The sequence below is a fragment of the Streptococcus sp. 116-D4 genome, assembly GCF_009731465.1.
Lineage (GTDB): Bacteria > Bacillota > Bacilli > Lactobacillales > Streptococcaceae > Streptococcus > Streptococcus pseudopneumoniae_E.
This window is the reverse complement of the sequence record NZ_AP021887.1, coordinates 353,970-370,777: the sequence shown is the minus strand read 5'-3', so window position 1 is coordinate 370,777 and position 16,808 is coordinate 353,970. Positions and strand designations below refer to the sequence as shown.

At 39.1% G+C, this 16,808-nt stretch carries 17 protein-coding genes and 1 pseudogene; 2 read left to right on the top strand and 16 right to left on the bottom strand.

The window, feature by feature from the left end; translation table 11 throughout:
• Positions 1-48 precede the first annotated feature (48 nt).
• The 16 genes and pseudogenes from rbfA to UKS_RS01825 all read right to left on the bottom strand — a co-directional run bounded on the left by rbfA (position 49) and on the right by UKS_RS01825 (position 12,947).
• The gene (gene rbfA, locus UKS_RS01900) at positions 49-399 is read right to left on the bottom strand and encodes a 30S ribosome-binding factor RbfA (RefSeq protein ID WP_049494957.1); all 351 of its coding nucleotides are present in this window, start codon (positions 397-399) and stop codon (positions 49-51) included.
• A 249-nt stretch (positions 400-648) separates the two neighbouring features.
• Positions 649-3,450 (bottom strand): translation initiation factor IF-2, encoded by a 2,802-nt coding sequence (gene infB, locus UKS_RS01895; RefSeq protein ID WP_156011591.1) that lies wholly within the window; start codon positions 3,448-3,450, stop codon positions 649-651.
• A gap of 16 nt (positions 3,451-3,466) precedes the next feature.
• Positions 3,467-3,766: a YlxQ-related RNA-binding protein gene (locus UKS_RS01890; RefSeq protein WP_001041390.1), complete on the bottom strand. Its 300-nt coding sequence runs from the start codon at positions 3,764-3,766 to the stop codon at positions 3,467-3,469.
• Complete coding sequence (gene rnpM, locus UKS_RS01885; RefSeq protein ID WP_117305675.1) at positions 3,759-4,052, bottom strand: RNase P modulator RnpM; 294 nt, start codon at positions 4,050-4,052, stop codon at positions 3,759-3,761. The genes UKS_RS01890 and rnpM overlap by 8 nt, the downstream gene beginning before the upstream one ends.
• Before the next feature lie 21 nt (positions 4,053-4,073).
• A complete protein-coding gene (gene nusA / locus UKS_RS01880) occupies positions 4,074-5,210 on the bottom strand; it encodes a transcription termination factor NusA (protein ID WP_156011589.1) in 1,137 nt (378 codons plus the stop codon).
• A 42-nt stretch (positions 5,211-5,252) separates the two neighbouring features.
• Positions 5,253-5,732 carry a ribosome maturation factor RimP gene (gene rimP / locus UKS_RS01875; RefSeq protein ID WP_156011587.1) on the bottom strand — a complete coding sequence of 160 codons (480 nt, stop codon included), beginning with the start codon at positions 5,730-5,732 and terminating at the stop codon, positions 5,253-5,255.
• A gap of 128 nt (positions 5,733-5,860) precedes the next feature.
• A pseudogene (locus tag UKS_RS01870) lies at positions 5,861-7,028 on the bottom strand (glycoside hydrolase family 3 protein).
• Between the two features lie 170 nt (positions 7,029-7,198).
• On the bottom strand, positions 7,199-7,834 hold the full coding sequence (trmB, locus tag UKS_RS01865) for a tRNA (guanosine(46)-N7)-methyltransferase TrmB (RefSeq protein WP_156011585.1): 636 nt from the start codon (positions 7,832-7,834) through the stop codon (positions 7,199-7,201).
• Positions 7,831-8,625 carry a cell cycle regulator CcrZ gene (ccrZ, locus tag UKS_RS01860; RefSeq protein ID WP_049494967.1) on the bottom strand — a complete coding sequence of 265 codons (795 nt, stop codon included), beginning with the start codon at positions 8,623-8,625 and terminating at the stop codon, positions 7,831-7,833. Before ccrZ ends, trmB begins: the two co-directional genes overlap by 4 nt.
• A gap of 162 nt (positions 8,626-8,787) precedes the next feature.
• Positions 8,788-9,399, bottom strand: coding sequence for a CPBP family intramembrane glutamic endopeptidase (locus UKS_RS01855; RefSeq protein WP_156011584.1), 612 nt, complete (start codon positions 9,397-9,399; stop codon positions 8,788-8,790).
• 146 nt (positions 9,400-9,545) lie between these two features.
• Complete coding sequence (blpZ, locus tag UKS_RS01850; protein ID WP_156011582.1) at positions 9,546-9,779, bottom strand: immunity protein BlpZ; 234 nt, start codon at positions 9,777-9,779, stop codon at positions 9,546-9,548.
• A 41-nt stretch (positions 9,780-9,820) separates the two neighbouring features.
• The gene (locus tag UKS_RS01845) at positions 9,821-10,510 is read right to left on the bottom strand and encodes a CPBP family intramembrane glutamic endopeptidase (protein WP_156011580.1); all 690 of its coding nucleotides are present in this window, start codon (positions 10,508-10,510) and stop codon (positions 9,821-9,823) included.
• 31 nt (positions 10,511-10,541) lie between these two features.
• Entirely contained in the window at positions 10,542-10,775 is a 234-nt protein-coding gene (locus UKS_RS01840; RefSeq protein ID WP_156011578.1) for a bacteriocin class II family protein, read from the bottom strand.
• 309 nt (positions 10,776-11,084) lie between these two features.
• The gene (locus tag UKS_RS01835; RefSeq protein WP_156011576.1) at positions 11,085-12,122 is read right to left on the bottom strand and encodes a thioredoxin domain-containing protein; all 1,038 of its coding nucleotides are present in this window, start codon (positions 12,120-12,122) and stop codon (positions 11,085-11,087) included.
• A gap of 164 nt (positions 12,123-12,286) precedes the next feature.
• A complete protein-coding gene (locus tag UKS_RS01830; protein WP_156011574.1) occupies positions 12,287-12,691 on the bottom strand; it encodes an immunity protein in 405 nt (134 codons plus the stop codon).
• A 19-nt stretch (positions 12,692-12,710) separates the two neighbouring features.
• Positions 12,711-12,947: a Blp family class II bacteriocin gene (locus UKS_RS01825; RefSeq protein WP_033684811.1), complete on the bottom strand. Its 237-nt coding sequence runs from the start codon at positions 12,945-12,947 to the stop codon at positions 12,711-12,713.
• Between the two features lie 282 nt (positions 12,948-13,229).
• Between UKS_RS01825 and blpA the strand changes: the two genes are divergently transcribed.
• Both blpA and blpB read left to right on the top strand, forming a co-directional pair.
• Positions 13,230-15,383: a peptide cleavage/export ABC transporter BlpA gene (gene blpA, locus UKS_RS01820; protein ID WP_156011573.1), complete on the top strand. Its 2,154-nt coding sequence runs from the start codon at positions 13,230-13,232 to the stop codon at positions 15,381-15,383.
• A 10-nt stretch (positions 15,384-15,393) separates the two neighbouring features.
• The gene (blpB, locus tag UKS_RS01815; protein WP_156011571.1) at positions 15,394-16,755 is read left to right on the top strand and encodes a peptide export ABC transport accessory protein BlpB; all 1,362 of its coding nucleotides are present in this window, start codon (positions 15,394-15,396) and stop codon (positions 16,753-16,755) included.
• Positions 16,756-16,808: the final 53 nt, after the last annotated feature.

Below are 16,808 nucleotides of genomic sequence, written 5' to 3'. Positions count from 1 at the left end.
ATTATCTTTCATTTCTCCACTAAAAAAGAGGGTTGCCCCTCTTTCTACTTAGTTTTTATCCAGATTGCGTAGCATCTCGTCAATCTTGTTTCCATATTCGATGGATTCGTCTTTGACGAAAGTTAAGTCTGGGATTTTGTACAATTTCAAATTGTGACCAAGTTCACGTTTGATAGTACCAGTTGCTTTTTCAAGCCCGACTTGAGCTTTCTGATTATCTGAGGCCAGGTTACTCAAAATAGTGTAGTAAACCTTAGCCATAGATAAATCACCTAGCATCTGAACATCAGTGATGGTCACACCTTGGACACGTGGATCACGGACTTTCTTTTGCAAAATCTCATTGACTTCGCGCTTGATTTCCATGCCCACACGATCCGTACGGAAATGATTTGCCATATTTCTTCCTTTCTCTCAATTGAACCAACAGCTAGGCCAGCAGACCCAGCTTTTCTTGAGTTATTGATAACCATTTCAAATTGAAACGAAGTTCAATTTGAAATCACCTGCTTCTTTCGCTGTGGTGAAAGTGATGGAACTGATTTATCAGTCCCATCACATGGGATTTTTGAGACCCTAGGCTCAAAAATAAGCAATGAAACCATCGGTTTGCTTGCGTCCCTCACCGCCTAAGAAAGGAGCAAAAAATTATCTCTTGATTTCTTCCATGATGTAGGCTTCAATCACATCATCCATCTTAAGATCATTGTAGCCATCAATCATGAGACCACCTTCACGGCCATTTGTAACTTCTTTAACATCATCTTTATAGTGTTTCAAGCTAGCTAGAGCACCATCGTAAATAACGACACCATCACGGATAACACGGACTTTAGAGTCACGGGTAACCTTACCGCTAGTAACCATGAATCCTCCGATTGTTCCCACTTTAGACACTTTGAAGGTTTCACGGATAAGTGCTTCACCGATGATTTTTTCTTCGAATTCTGGATCAAGCATACCCTTCATAGCTTCTTCCATCTCTTCGATCACCTTGTAGATGATGCTATGGAGACGGATTTCTACATCGTCCGCATCAGCTTGTTGACGAGCTTGTGGTGTAGGACGTACGTTGAAACCAACGATAAAGGCATTTGAAGCTTCGGCAAGAGTCACGTCAGATTCATTGATAGCACCAACTGCTGAGTGGACAATGGTAACTTTAACACCTTCCACATCGATCTTTTGAAGTGAGGCAGAAAGAGCTTCAACAGAACCTTGTACGTCGGCCTTGATAATAACGTTAACTGATTTGAGTTCACCAGCTTTAAGCGTATCAAAGAGGTTTTCAAGGCTGACACGTTGTGTAGCTTGACGTTGCTTCATAAGAGCACGTTTAGCACGTTCTTCACCAGCTGCACGAGCTGATTTTTCATCTTCGTAAACGGCAAAGTGGTCACCCGCCATCGGTGCTTCGTTCAAACCTGTGATTGAAACTGGTGTTGATGGCCCTGCAACCTTAACACGACGACCAAGGTCGTTGGTCATGGCACGGACACGTCCGAAGGTATTTCCGACAACGATTGGATCTTGAACATTCAAAGTACCTTGTTGGACAAGGAGGGTTGCAACCGCACCTTTACCTTTGTCCAAACGGGCTTCGATAACAGTACCGATGGCGCGAACTGTTGGGTCTGCTTTGAGTTCTTGGATTTCAGCCACAAGTAGAACAGTCTCCAAGAGTTCATCGATATTTTGGTTAAACTTAGCTGAGATTTCTACAAACTCAGAATCTCCACCCCAAGCTGTTGACATAACACCATGCTCTGCCAATTCACCGATCACACGTTCTGGGTTAGCACCTGGCTTATCAATCTTGTTAATGGCAACGATGATTGGAACGTTGGCCGCTTTTGAGTGGTTGATGGCTTCGATAGTCTGAGGCATAACCCCGTCATCTGCCGCTACGACCAAGATCGTAATATCGGTAACAGAGGCACCACGTGCACGCATTGAGGTAAAGGCCGCGTGTCCCGGTGTATCAAGGAAGGTGATCTTCTTATTATTTTCCACGATTTGGTAGGCACCGATATGCTGAGTGATACCACCTGCTTCACCTGTCGCAACACGAGAGTTACGAAGGGTATCTAGGAGGGTTGTTTTACCGTGGTCAACGTGTCCCATGATAGTTACAACTGGTGGACGCTCAACCAATTCATCTTCATTGAGATAACCATCTTCGACAAAGAAACGTTCGATGTCGGCATTATCCACTTCAACTTTTTGTTTGGCTTCGATACCATAATCCACCATGAGGAGTTCAATTGTTTCCCCATCCAAAGATTGGTTTTGTGTGGCCATGACACCCATCATAAAGAGTTTCTTAACGATTTCAGCTGGTTCACGTTTGATACGTTTTGCGATTTCCGCAACGGTCATACCATCTGTATATTCAAATTCTGTTGGCAATTCATGGAATTTACGTTCTGTAACAGGTTTTGGAGCCTGATTACGGTTGTTCTTGTTATTGCCTTTTTTGTTCTTTTTGTTGTTATTCCAGTTACTATTCTTTTGATTTCTCACTTGATTTTGACTACTTCGATTCTTTTGTTGTTTTCTAGGACCATCCTCTTCGTGATCATAATCGCCACGATTTTTTTCTGGTCGAGCTTGTTTTTTACGACGTGTATCCATTACAGCTGCTTTTTTCTCAGGGACGACTTCAACCACTGCTTGAACTTGCTCTGCTTGTTGTGCTTGTGAAGCTAACTGAGCCGCTTCTTCAAAGATTTCCTCTGGTTCCTTGCGTTTGTTAGCTTGAGCCAAGGCTTCTTTGGCAGCTTGCGATTGTTTGAAGCGCTCCTCGCTTGAGCGTGCGTACTCTGCATTTTGCTCTGCTTTTAGAGCTGCTGCACGGGCTTTAAAGTCAATACGTGGAGCCACTTGATTTGGACGCTTGTCCTCTTGTTTACGACGCTCATTTCCACGATTTTGCTGACCTTGCTGTTTCTTAGCTTGGTCACTAAAGCGACGATTGTCACGATTGCCTTGACCTTGTTTTCCACCATTACGGCCGTCGTTTTTCTGACGGTTTCCGTTTTGTTGTTGGTTACGGTTATTGCCCTTATTTTGCTTGCGTCGTTCTGCCTGCTCTTTGGCACGTGCTTCGCGCTCAGCCTTGAAATTACGACTTTGCGGTTTAGCTGCTACTTTTTCTGCTTTAGGAGCGACTGGCTCTGCAGATTTTGCCCCTTCCTTGGCTACAGCTGGTTTTGCTGGCTCAGATTTTTCAGCTTTCTTTTCTGCACTTGCTTTTGGTGCTACAAGTTTCGCTTCTGCTTTCGGAGCAGCTGCAGACTTAAAGCTGGCAGCAATTTTTGCAGCGGCAGCTTCTTCCACACTTGATGAGTGGCTTTTCACATCCAAGCCCAACTCTTTTGCACGCGCTACAACTTCTTTACTTTCTTTTCCAAGTTCTTTTGCGATTTCGTACAATCTTTTCTTAGACAAATCATGTCCTCCTCTTCTATTCCATAAGAGACCTCATTTTCTTTGTAAATCCAGCATCTGTTACAGCCAAAACCTTTCTCGATTTTCCGACTGCTATGCTTAATTCCAGTGTTGAAAACACGGTTACAATTTCTACTTGATAATAATGACTTTTATCTTGAATCTTCTTGGTTAGGTTGGGTCCAGCATCATGGGCGAGAAAGACCAACTTGGCCTTGCCATCTTGAATCGCTTTAACGACCAATTCTTCACCCGATATGATACGCCCTGCTCGTTGAGCAAGTCCCAAGAGATTGCTTATCTTTTGCTTATTCAAGTCCTAACTCTCTTCTTTTTACTTTGTGATCCACATAAGCAATCAACTCGTCATAAAAGCTTTCCTCCACTTCCATGTTAAAGCTGCGGTTAAAGACCTTCTTCTTTTTCGCCTCTAGGGCTTCTTTATTGTCTAGCTTGATATAAGCGCCACGGCCATTGGCCTTGCCTGTCGGGTCGATAAAGACCTGTCCTTCTTTGTTCTTGACAATACGAAGCAAATCACGCTTATCAATCACTTCGTTAGACACAACAGACTTGCGCAAAGGGATTTTTCTCGTTTTCATCTTTCCCTCCTCTAGCAGTTTTTATTCTTCAACAGTATCGTTTTCTGCTTCCAAGTCTACCAAATCAGCTTCTTCCATGGCTTCAAACTCACTTGCAGACTTGATATCGATACGATAGCCTGTCAAATGAGCTGCCAAACGAACGTTTTGTCCACGGCGACCAATGGCAAGAGAAAGCTTGTTATCAGGAACAACCACCAAGGCACGTTTGCTGTCGTTTTCATCAAAGATAACTTGGTCAACTTCAGCAGGAGCGATGGCATTGTAGATAAATTCAGCTGGATCTGCTACCCACTCGATAACGTCGATATTTTCTTCGATTGGGACCATACGGTCGCTCTTGGCATCGTAGCGAGCTGGGTGGAACTTGCTAGTAATCTTCTTGATATTAGCACCACCACGTCCAACGATTGTACCGATAGCGTCCACGTTTGGATTGTGGCTACGAACTGCAACCTTAGTACGGTCACCAGCTTCACGAGCCACGCTCATGATTTCAACAGTTCCATCATAAACTTCTGGAATTTCTTGCTCCATCAAGCGTTTGATCATTTCTGGATGGCTACGGCTAACAAAGACGTTGACACCACGAGGGTTGTCTTCAACCTTGTAAACATATACTTCGATACGATCATGAGAAGCAAAAACTTCTCCAGGAATTTGGTCTTGTTTTGACAATTGGGCTTCGATACTGCCGAGATTGACATAGATAAATCTGTTGTCAAAGCGTTCTACAGTACCAGACATGATTTCTTGTTCATGCTCTTTGTAAGTATTGTAAGTGATGGCACGTGTTTGCTTGCGCATTTTTTCCATGATGGTTTGTTTGGCAGATTGAGCTGCTACACGACCAAACTCAGCAGGTGCTTCTTCAAACTTGATTTTGTCACCAAGTTCATAGGCTGAATTAATGGCAAGAGCATCTTTCAAACTGATTTCCAAACGGCTATCAAATACTTCATCAACAACTTCACGAACAGTATAAACTGTAAAGTCACCTGTCTTTTCGTTGAAATCAATGGCCACACTGTCAGACTGCCCATAACGTCTGCGATAGGCTGAACGAAGTGATTCCACCACTGTATCAATGATGTCTTCTTTTTTGATTCCCTTGTCTTCTTCCAAAATGCGGAAGGCCTCTAGCATTTCTTTACTCATTTTTTCTTCACTTTTGAATCCTCAAAAGCTTCCTTTCTTTTACTATAATTTTACTGCTAAACGTGCTTTTGATACTAAACTGTATGGAATTTGGACCGTTTTCTTACGCGTCTTGTCCATATATTCCATAGTCAACTCATCCTCTTCAAAGGCTAGCAAGGTTCCTTCAAAGACCTTTTGCTTATCGATGGCTTGGTAAAGTCCAACATGGATGTATTTCCCAACTGCTCCAGCGACTGCTTCCTTAGTTTTCAAAGGACGCTCCAAGCCTGGGCTGGTGATTTCTAGGAAATATTGTTCCGGGAAGGGATCTGGCTTGATAGTATCAAGGACAGGACTGATAATCTCTGTCAAGTCCGCTGTGTCGTTCAAGGTAATTCCCTCTGGTTTATCTACAAAAATACTAAGAATCATGTCACTGCCAATCTTTCCGTACTCGATATCAACGAGTTCAAAGGGAGCTTCAATGACAGGTTCTACGACTTCTCTGACTAATTCTACGATAGTTGCGATTGTGTCCACCTCCTCACAAGCAAGAGGCGAAGATATTTCCCCGCCTCACTTTCTCATATTCTTGTTATAATTATAACACAAATCAAGCCAACCTGCAAGGATTTGACCTTGAAGCTTTTTGTCTGGGCTTAAAAGACTTACTGAGACGCTCCTAATAAGCCCAAGTCGTATTTCCAATTTAAAATGCGTCTGACAGACTCATCAATACGCTCTTCTGTCAACTCTCCAGAGGAAATTTTCTTTAATAGATAAGGAATCTGAGTTTGATAGGAAGACCCTAGGATCAAATCATTTCCAGCTACAATCACTTGAAAAGCAGCTTCTTCCTGACTGACAAAATCGGCTAATCCTGCCATATCAAAATCATCTGTCAGAATGACACCTTTGAAATGCAGTTCCTTACGAAGAAGGTCCGTGATTTTCGGTGAGATAGATGATGGCACCGTGTCAATTTTAGATAGGATATTGTGAGAGACTAAGATGCTATCTGCCCCTGCATCTATCCCAGCTTGAAAGGGAAGAAAATCAACTTGTCTTAATTCATCCAGAGAACGGTTGTCTTGGATAATAGCGGTATGACTATCTCCATTATCGCCATATCCTGGAAAATGTTTCAAGGTTGACCCAATCTTGCTCTTTTTAAGTTCTTCTACAACCTGCTGAACATAGCTTGCAGTTGTTGAGGCATCTTGTCCAATCGTTCGATCATAAATGAAGGCTGATTGATTCCTTGCAAGATCCGCAACGGGGAAAAGGCCAGCATTGATGCCAACAGATTTTACAGCTCTGCCTTTTCCTTCGTATCAGAAAGCACCGCCTCCATCCCCCTTGCTGATAAAGTGCCATTGGAGATTGAAAAGGAGTTTCTAAAATCGAACTGATACGAGTCACTGTCCCTCCCTCTTCATCTGAACCAATCAACAAAGGAATTTTTGCAGCAGCTTGGTAGCTCTTTGTCAAAGCCTTTATATCCTCTATGCTTCGACCCTCAAAATCTCTGCCAAATAAGATATAACCAGACAAATGATAGGATCGAAGATCTTCTATCTGATGATTAGAAGGAACTCTAGCCCAAAATAATTGTCCTACTTTCTCTTCCAAGGTCATCGTGGCTAATCTGTCTTCGATAACCTTATTTTTCTCTCCTTCACTAGTTTCAATAGTTGTTTCAGTTTTTTCTACTTGAACCTCTTTTTCTACCTGCACCTCTACTTGTCTCTGTTGTTGATAATCAGAAAAAATCAAACCAAGTATGACAAGAAAAAAGAAAAGATAGAATACAAGAGGATTTATACTATTTCTCATAACCTTTCCATTATACCACTTATCTGGCCGCAAATACACTCTTAGCAAAAACCACCTGTTTTGAAATCAAACTAAAAGGACCTAATCCTGCGCAATACAGAACTAAATCCTTAGAATATATGATTTGTTTAACTTTTTAAGTGCGAAACAGTTTTTCACATCTCTTTAGATTAAAACTGAGCCTCAACTCGATAGATAACTTGCCCCTTGTTGGAGAATTTTTGCTCGTATTCTGTCATGACATTGCCTTCAAAATCACTGGCATGTAAATCAAGCCAGACACCATTGAGCTTCATGCCATATTGAGAAAAGCTCACTAGGCTGTACTCAAACAAGCCACGGTTATCTGTCTTGAAATGAATTTCTCCATTTTCAGGCAAGATACGCTTGAAGGTATACAAAAAGGTCTTGTAAGTCAAACGACGCTTTTCATGGCGTTTTTTCGGCCATGGATCTGAAAAGTTCAGATACAAGCGATCAATCTCACCGTCTTCAAAGTAGTCTGTCAAATCAGAACCATCCACCCACAGTAGCTTGATATTAGGCACTCCAACTTCAAGCACCTTGTCCAAAGCGTAGCTCAAAACAGACTTTTGAATATCAATCCCGATATAGTTGATGTCAGGATTTTGCTTGGCCATACCTGAAACAAAGGCACCCTTTCCACTTCCAACCTCCACATGAATGGGATTGTCGTTTCCGAACAAGTCCCGCCATTTCCCCTTGGCTTCCAAGGGATTGAGGACCACATACTGGGGATTTGCCTCTAGTAATGCTGTTGCCCCTTTACGATTTCTAACTCTCATCTTCTCTTTCCATACTTGTCTCGGAAGTGACGCAAGCCATGGATCTCCCGATTGACATTTTCTAAATCTTGGTTCATATAATACTTGGAAATCTGGCTCAAATAAGATAATTGAGCATACCAGTACAATTTATTTAATACCGTTTGATTATACTTGTAACCGTAGTAGGTCAACCATTCCTTCCACTGATGTTCTGGAATATAATGGCAGAGCATATGGGCCACATCAAACATGCGGTCGGTCAAGCGAACCGAGTCCCAATCCACCAAATAAATCAAGCCACTGTCTGTCTCAATCCAATTACTATGTCGTACATCTCCATGGACAATGGTCGCATAGTCCTCTCTAAATCCTGGAATAGTCTGACGTAAATCAGCCATCACTTCACTGATAAAATGATTTTTACGCAAAGCATCTGGAGCCGTTTCCTGCCAAGACTGTAGTAAATCTACAGGTGTTTCCATGACATATCCCAAACGACTCAACTGTGTCATCAACGGACGTGAGCGATGAAGACGGGTTAAAATATTGACGATTTGTTTACGATTCATATCATAGGGGGTCAATATCTTGCCTGTCAACCATTCTTGAGCACTCATATCACGACCATCTGCCAAACGGCGACTCCATAATAATTGTGGAGCAATTTGTTCTCTAGCTAGACCAGGTAGGATTGGAGAGGTGTTCATTTTTACAAAGATGCGCTTCCCATCAGGATAGCTACCCATATAAGCCTTGCCACTTTTCCCAGGTATGGGAGTCAGTATTAGCTCATTATCACCCAAATCCATTTCTTTCCTCCGTATAAAGTTTCCTTACTATTCTACTAGTTTTTGGTCTATTCGTCAACCGCTCCACACCCGATTCTCAAAGAAAGGCATCTGGATTGGCTTGGGCTAGGATTCTAGAAAGAAAAAGGCAAGCACCATCTTCTGCTTACCTTTTCATAATTTTTAGAAATAAGTTAAGAGTGGCCAAGCATTGTAAAACATGTGAACTAGAGTAGAAACCCATAAGTTTTGACTCTTTTTATAAGCAAAGCCCAGCAACAAGCCCCCAAGTAGATAAAAAATAAACGAAGAAACATTAGAAGGTCCATGCATGAAAGAAAAGATAGAGGAAGTTAGCACAAGCCCTAACCAAGAATTGTCAAATATAGCCCCCTGAAGAAGTCCTCTGAAAATGAGTTCCTCCTGGATGGGGCCAAAAACTGAGGAAGTCAAAATCAAAGACAGAGAAATTCCTCTGCTGACTTCCGCCAAGTGTTGAACTCCCGCGCCAGAAGAAATAGCGAAGAAATGAATATAAACCAGCATCTCAAGCACACTTAGAAGAAAGATTGCAATGAAAAGTAAAAGTTGTTTCCTGCTTAACATCCCAAAAGAAATCATTTCAAACTTTCTAGCATAAGCAACACTCAGAGAGGTTACTAGAAGACTTACAATCATCAGTGCAGGCTCATTTTGAAAAAAATCCCCATGGTTAATCGTATAAGGAACTGTAATGACGATTATTAGTACTAAAAATCCAAAGCACAAGGCATGAAATTTATCAAAAAACTCCATAAAATTATCCTCCTCAGCAGACTTTCCTACACGTCATCCTTTAGCTCTAACCTTTCCAAAACAAACCATTTTATACTCTTCGAAAATCTCTTCAAACCACGTCAACGTCGCCTTGCCGTACTTAAGTACAGCCTGCGGCTAGTTTCCTAGTTTGCTCTTTGATTTTCATTGAGTATTCGTAACCAAAATCCGACCACATAGCCAGCCCCTAAGAAGATAGCCATTAAAGCTAGCATGGAATTTAGGGAATTAAAGACCACCGCATATACAAAGGTTAGCACAAAAACATTAAAGGCAATGGTGTCAGAAGCCAAGACTAGAATATAAGGTGTCAACCAGTCTAAGGTTTTGGAATCTAGGAAAAATAAGTGTTTATACATGATGACCTCCTCTATGGCTGAAAAGCAAGCCTTTTATTTTTTTACCCCAAGACCCTATGTAGAAAAGTGAGCAAAAATGGTAATGTTGCGAAAATATTATTAATCACATGTACCGCATAGGATGGATAAATACTCTTGGTATAGCGGGTCAAACTAGCAAAGATGATGCCAAATGTTGTAAAAATGAAAATATCTAACAGACTAGGCAGACTTGAAAAATGAGGAAGAGCAAACAAAATGGAAGGAAGAAGCAAATCGAGGCCAAATCGCGAATGCTTAAAGAAGGCGTGTTGAAGTAATCCCCTATAAATCAACTCTTCCATTAGTGGAGTCAGGAAAAACAGGGTTACATAGATACCTAGCTCAGCAAAGTTGGTCCCACTATAACCGATCAATACAGCCCAACCTTCAGCAGTTGACTGAACATGTTTAGCTATCTGAACGTTAAAAGAGATCTGGAGCACTACCATTAATACTATCAAAATCGAATACCAAAGCCATTTTTTTCTTGGAATGCGAAAGAGATAACCATGGCCTGTCTTAACCAGAATCCAAATCATGACTCCACTAAATAGTAAACTCAAGATATTTTGAATCCAGACGAAATTGCCAATCTGGGAAGAAAATTGCCAATAATTTTGGACGATAAGCGTCAGCTTAGAAAGACCAAATACGAAAAATAAGTAAGAGAAGACTGCACTTATTTTGAATAGAAGTTGATACTTTTTCATAGAAATCCTTCCTCATTTCTTATATTTCAGCCTATATTCCACATAAATGAAAACCTTCTCCTATATAACCACGGTCATGATAACCACGCGGGCAGGACCCACTTACTGGAAAAGGACCTGAATTTTTTAATATAGAAGGGTAAGCACCAAATGGACCTTCCTGATAAGCGTGCCCTCTATAAATATCAGATACATCCCCACCCTCTATATGATCAAGCATTTCAGTATCCATAATTTCAAATTGTTCCATCATTTTTGCACCCATGACAAATACTTCTTTTTATTTTTAATTTTTGCCCTGTTGCAACTTTGACAAGTTTAGTATATCATCGTTTATTAATTTTTTCCATCCAAATCATAAATAGTCACCATAACATCTTGAGGCGTTAAAAGAATTGAAAAAGAAAGCATTTCGGCAATACTTGACCTTTTACCATTCAGTCCACTTCATATACAATTATAATCTTTTATATATAAAATAAATACACCTATCTTCTCACTCTTGTCTATAGGCAAATTCTAGCTATATGTTATTACAAACAAAGAGTATCATTTCACCTGTTTACCACTATTTTTATTTATGAATTTTTTGTTTCACTTTAATCATTATAGAAGCCATAAAAAACGCGACAGCCAGCCGAAGCAGTTGGTAACTTTCTTCCTCTCCTGTTTTCGGTAATAATTTTTCATTCGAAGTAATAGATTTGCTTACATAATCAGTCCCCTTAACATCAGTTGAAGGAGTTTTATTTTCTTGAGCAACATCAAAAATAGGTTTGGGAGTTTCCAATTGATTCTTATTGTCTAACATTGCTAAATTGCCAGATTGAGTAGTTTTAGCTTTAGAAGTTGAGTTTGTACTCTCCACTTTCCCACTATTTTCGCTATTAGAATTGGGATTATCATTGGATATTTTCATTTCGGTTCTTTTTTCATCACTCATACCTTTGCTGTCGCTTACAACTTTATCACTAATACTCATGCTGTCATTTCTGGTTTTCTCATCACGGACACTTTCAGTTACTGTTTCCTCATAAGATTTCACTGTCTCCGTTTGCTTAGGTGAGTTTCTAGCGTACATATAATCATACACCTGCTGTGCAGTTGCTCCGCCACCAACCCATCCAGATATCGGATGTCCATTTTTTAAATACAAAATTGTTGGTGTTCCTGGAATACCGACTTTTTTAAATAGAAACTCTCTCGCTTCCCCATCAAAATCCTTACCGTCCAAATCATAATACTCTAACTTCTTTTCAATCAAGTTATTAAATTCTTTCAATTCAGGAGAAAATTGACGACAATGAGAGCAAGTTTTTCTACCAAAATAAATAGTATGTTCCAATTGATCCTCTGTAAAAGATTGACGTACAGCTTCAATATCTATCTTTTTAAAGTCCGTAACATTCTTCTCATACTCTTCTGGGGTTACAACAGAAGGTTTATGCTCCACCTTTTCCTTAGCCGATGGCAAATCTGGTGCCACAAGAGAACTATCATTCGCCTGGATAGATGAAGTAGTAGGATGTTCTTCTGCATATACAACACCCGTAATAATAGATGCAAATACAAGTGGTACAAGTAATAGCGATTTTATCTTTTGATTCTTCATAAGAATACTCCTTTACATTTGTTATCTTTATCTTACCTTATTTAAGATTACAAATTCATATAAATCTTAAATGGTCATCGAAACATCTTGAATTGCAAAAACTTCATTATAAAAGGTAAGTATTGCGAAAACACTTACCCTTTTCTTTTATACTTCATTAAGCTCTACTTTTTATAATACTTCAAGCCCCAAATGAGCAGAAGCATGATGATTAAGCAGAGAACAGCACCAATATAAGCGATTATTTGTTGGTAGAATTCTCCTGCTGTGATACCTCTATACAAACAAATAATAGACATAAAACCTGTCAAACCAATGAACATAAGTTGATTGGTTCTAGGACTTACCAAATCATCATCTTCAAACTCTCTTATCCTCATTTCCCTAGTGAGGTAAACAGTGACCAAAATAGAAGCCAAGTTAATAACCACTAAAAGAAATTGGAAAACCAAGGAAAAATTTAAAAACTGACGAGATAGAAATAGATAAGTAGAAACAACCAAAGGTATCTGTCCGAACAACAACCTCACTAAGAAAACATTGTGTTTTGTTGCAAATATTTTTTTCATTACTATCTCCTTTCCTATGCTAACAGGTAAGTGCACCACCAATTCCACCTAGTACAGCACCAATTGCACCTGTTCCTATAGCATATGGTCCCAATAGAAATGTCGAACCATAAGTTGTTGCATACCCATCAAGTGCGCCATACGCAATCCCTGCTCCACAAGCAATTGTTCTTCCCCAATCAATATCTCCACCTTCAACGCAAGCAAGCATTTCATTATCCATAACAGAAAATTGTGACATCATTTTTGTATCCATGACAAATACTCCTTTTTTATTTTTAATTTTTGTCCTGTTGCAACCTTGACAGTTTAAGTATAGCACTGTTTTTAAAATTTTCTTATCTAAATCTTGAATTGTCATCGAAACGCCTTGAATTAGCTTTTTTATTTGAAATCACCTCTAAATTTTTTAAAAAAAGACAGTTTCTAATCACTTTTTTACCATTCAGGAAATTTCAATGACTATTCAAGATTTTATAAAATATGAACTTATTATTATGGCATAATATATCTATCTACTATATGAAAGGACTTGCCAATGACTTCTTATAAACGTACATTTGTTCCTCAAATAGATGCGAGAGACTGTGGTGTCGCTGCCTTAGCCTCGATTGCTAAATTCTATGGTTCAGATTTTTCTCTAGCTCACTTGAGAGAACTTGCAAAGACCAATAAAGAAGGGACGACTGCTCTTGGCATTGTAAAAGCCGCAAATGAAATAGGATTTGAAACAAGACCTGTTCAAGCAGATAAAACTCTCTTTGACATGAGTGATGTCCCCTATCCATTTATCGTTCACGTTAACAAAGAAGGAAAACTCCAACATTACTATGTTGTCTATCAAACAAAGAAAGACTATCTGATTATTGGTGATCCTGACCCTTCTGTAAAAATCACTAAAATGTCAAAAGAACGCTTTTTCTCTGAATGGACTGGAGTAGCTATTTTTCTAGCTCCCAAACCTAGCTATCAACCCCATAAAGATAAAAAGAATGGTCTACTAAGCTTCCTTCCTCTGATTTTCAAACAAAAATCTCTCATTGCTTACATCGTTCTCTCAAGCTTATTGGTCACTATTATCAATATCGGTGGTTCTTATTATCTCCAAGGAATCTTGGATGAATACATTCCAAATCAGATGAAATCAACTTTAGGAATCATCTCAGTTGGTCTGGTTATTACCTATATCCTCCAACAAGTCATGGGCTTCTCCAGAGATTATCTCCTAACTGTTCTGAGTCAGAGATTAAGTATTGATGTGATTTTATCCTATATTCGCCATATTTTTGAACTTCCTATGTCTTTCTTTGCGACACGTCGTACAGGAGAAATCATTTCACGGTTCACAGATGCTAACTCTATTATAGATGCCTTGGCTTCTACCATTCTTTCTCTTTTTCTGGATGTTTCTATTCTGATTCTTGTAGGAGGCGTCTTACTGGCACAAAACCCTAATCTCTTCCTTCTTTCTCTTATTTCCATTCCTATATACATGTTCATCATCTTTTCTTTTATGAAGCCTTTCGAAAAAATGAACCATGATGTCATGCAAAGTAATTCTATGGTTAGCTCTGCCATTATCGAAGATATCAACGGGATTGAAACTATAAAGTCGCTCACGAGTGAAGAAAATCGCTATCAAAATATAGACAGTGAATTTGTAGATTATTTGGAAAAATCCTTTAAGCTCAGTAAGTATTCTATTTTACAAACGAGTTTAAAACAGGGAACAAAATTAGTTCTGAATATCCTTATCCTATGGTTTGGCGCTCAATTAGTCATGTCTAATAAGATTTCTATCGGTCAACTGATTACTTTTAACACACTTCTTTCTTACTTTACAACTCCTATGGAAAATATTATCAACCTCCAAACCAAACTCCAATCTGCGAAGGTCGCTAATAACCGTTTGAACGAAGTCTATCTAGTCGAATCTGAATTTAAAGTTCAAGAAAACCCTGTTCATTCACATTTTTTGATGGGCGATATTGAATTTGATGACCTTTCTTATAAGTATGGTTTTGGACGAGATACCTTAACAGATATTAATCTCACGATTAAACAAGGAGATAAGGTTAGCCTAGTTGGAGTCAGTGGTTCTGGTAAAACAACTTTAGCCAAAATGATTGTCAATTTCTTTGAACCCTACAAAGGACATATTTCCATCAATCATCAGGATATTAAAAACATTGATAAAAAAGTCTTGCGCCGTCATATTAATTACCTACCTCAACAAGCCTATATCTTTAATGGATCTATATTGGAAAATTTAACCTTGGGTGGTAATCATATGATTAGCCAAGAAGATATTCTAAGAGCTTGTGAATTAGCTGAAATCCGTCAAGACATTGAAAGAATGCCTATGGGCTATCAAACTCAGCTCTCTGATGGAGCTGGTCTATCAGGAGGACAAAAGCAACGAATAGCCCTCGCTCGTGCTCTTTTAACTAAAGCTCCTGTTCTAATACTAGATGAAGCTACTAGCGGTCTTGATGTCTTGACTGAGAAAAAAGTTATAGATAATCTTATGTCTCTAACTAATAAAACCATTCTCTTTGTAGCCCATCGTCTCAGTATAGCCGAACGAACTAACCGTGTCATTGTTCTTGATCAGGGGAAAATCATTGAAGTTGGTAGTCACCAAGAGTTAATGCAGGCGCAAGGCTTCTACCATCATCTATTCAATAAATAAGGAGAATGTCATGAATCCTAATCTTTTTAGAAGCGTCGAGTTTTATCAGAGACGTTACCATAACTATGCGACAGTATTAATTATACCTCTTTCATTACTATTTACTTTCATCTTGATTTTCTCCCTTGTTGCCACAAAAGAAATTACTGTTACTTCCCAAGGGGAAATCACCCCTACAAGTGTCATTGCATCCATTCAGTCAACAAGTGATAATCCTATCCTTGCTAATCATTTAGTGGCAAATCAAGTAGTTGAAAAAGGTGAGTTACTCATCAAATACTCTGAAACAATGGAAGAAAGTCAGAAAACTGCCTTAGAAACTCAATTACAAAGACTTGAGAAGCAAAAAGAAGGACTTGGAATTTTGAAACAAAGCTTAGAAAAAGCTACTGATCTTTTTTCTGATGAGGATGAGTTTGGCTACCATAATACCTTTATGAATTTTACTAAACAAGCTCATGATATTGAGTTAGGTATCTCAAAGACTAACACTGAAGTTTCAAATCAAGCCAATCTTGCCAATAGCAGTTCATCAGCCATCGAACAAGAAATTACAAAAGTTCAACAACAAATTGGAGAATATCAAGAGCTGAGAGATGCTATCATAAATAACAGAGCACGCTTACCAACTGACAATCCGCACCAGTCAATTTTGAATCGTTATCTTGTAGCCTCACAAGGACAAACACAAGGAACTGCAGAAGAGCCATTTTTATCTCAAATTAATCAAAGTATTGCAGGTCTGGAATCATCTATCGCAAGCCTCAAAATTCAGCAAGCTGGTATCGGAAGTGTAGCAACTTATGACAATAGTTTAGCGACCAAAATTGAAGTACTTCGTACTCAATTTTTACAGACAGCTTCTCAGCAACAACTAACCGTGGAAAATCAATTAACAGAATTAAAAGTACAACTAGATCAAGCGACACAGCGCTTAGAAAACAATACCTTAACCGCTCCAAGTAAAGGTATCGTTCATCTGAACAGCGAATTTGAAGGTAAAAATAGAATTCCAACTGGTACAGAAATTGCTCAAATATTCCCTGTCATCACAGATACAAGAGAAGTACTAATCACTTACTACGTATCTTCTGACTATCTACCTCTACTAGATAAAGGACAAACTGTAAGATTAAAACTGGAGAAGATTGGAAATCACGGCATTACCATCATCGGCCAACTTCAGACAATTGATCAAACTCCTACCAGAACAGAGCAAGGAAATCTCTTTAAACTAACCGCTCTTGCAAAACTATCTAATGAGGATAGTAAACTCATCCAATATGGCTTACAAGGTCGCGTCACTAGTGTAACTGCAAAGAAAACATATTTTGATTATTTCAAAGATAAAATTTTAACCCATTCTGATTAATTTTCAGATAACACTCTATAACTATTTATTATCTTATCAAAAAGGAGAATTGT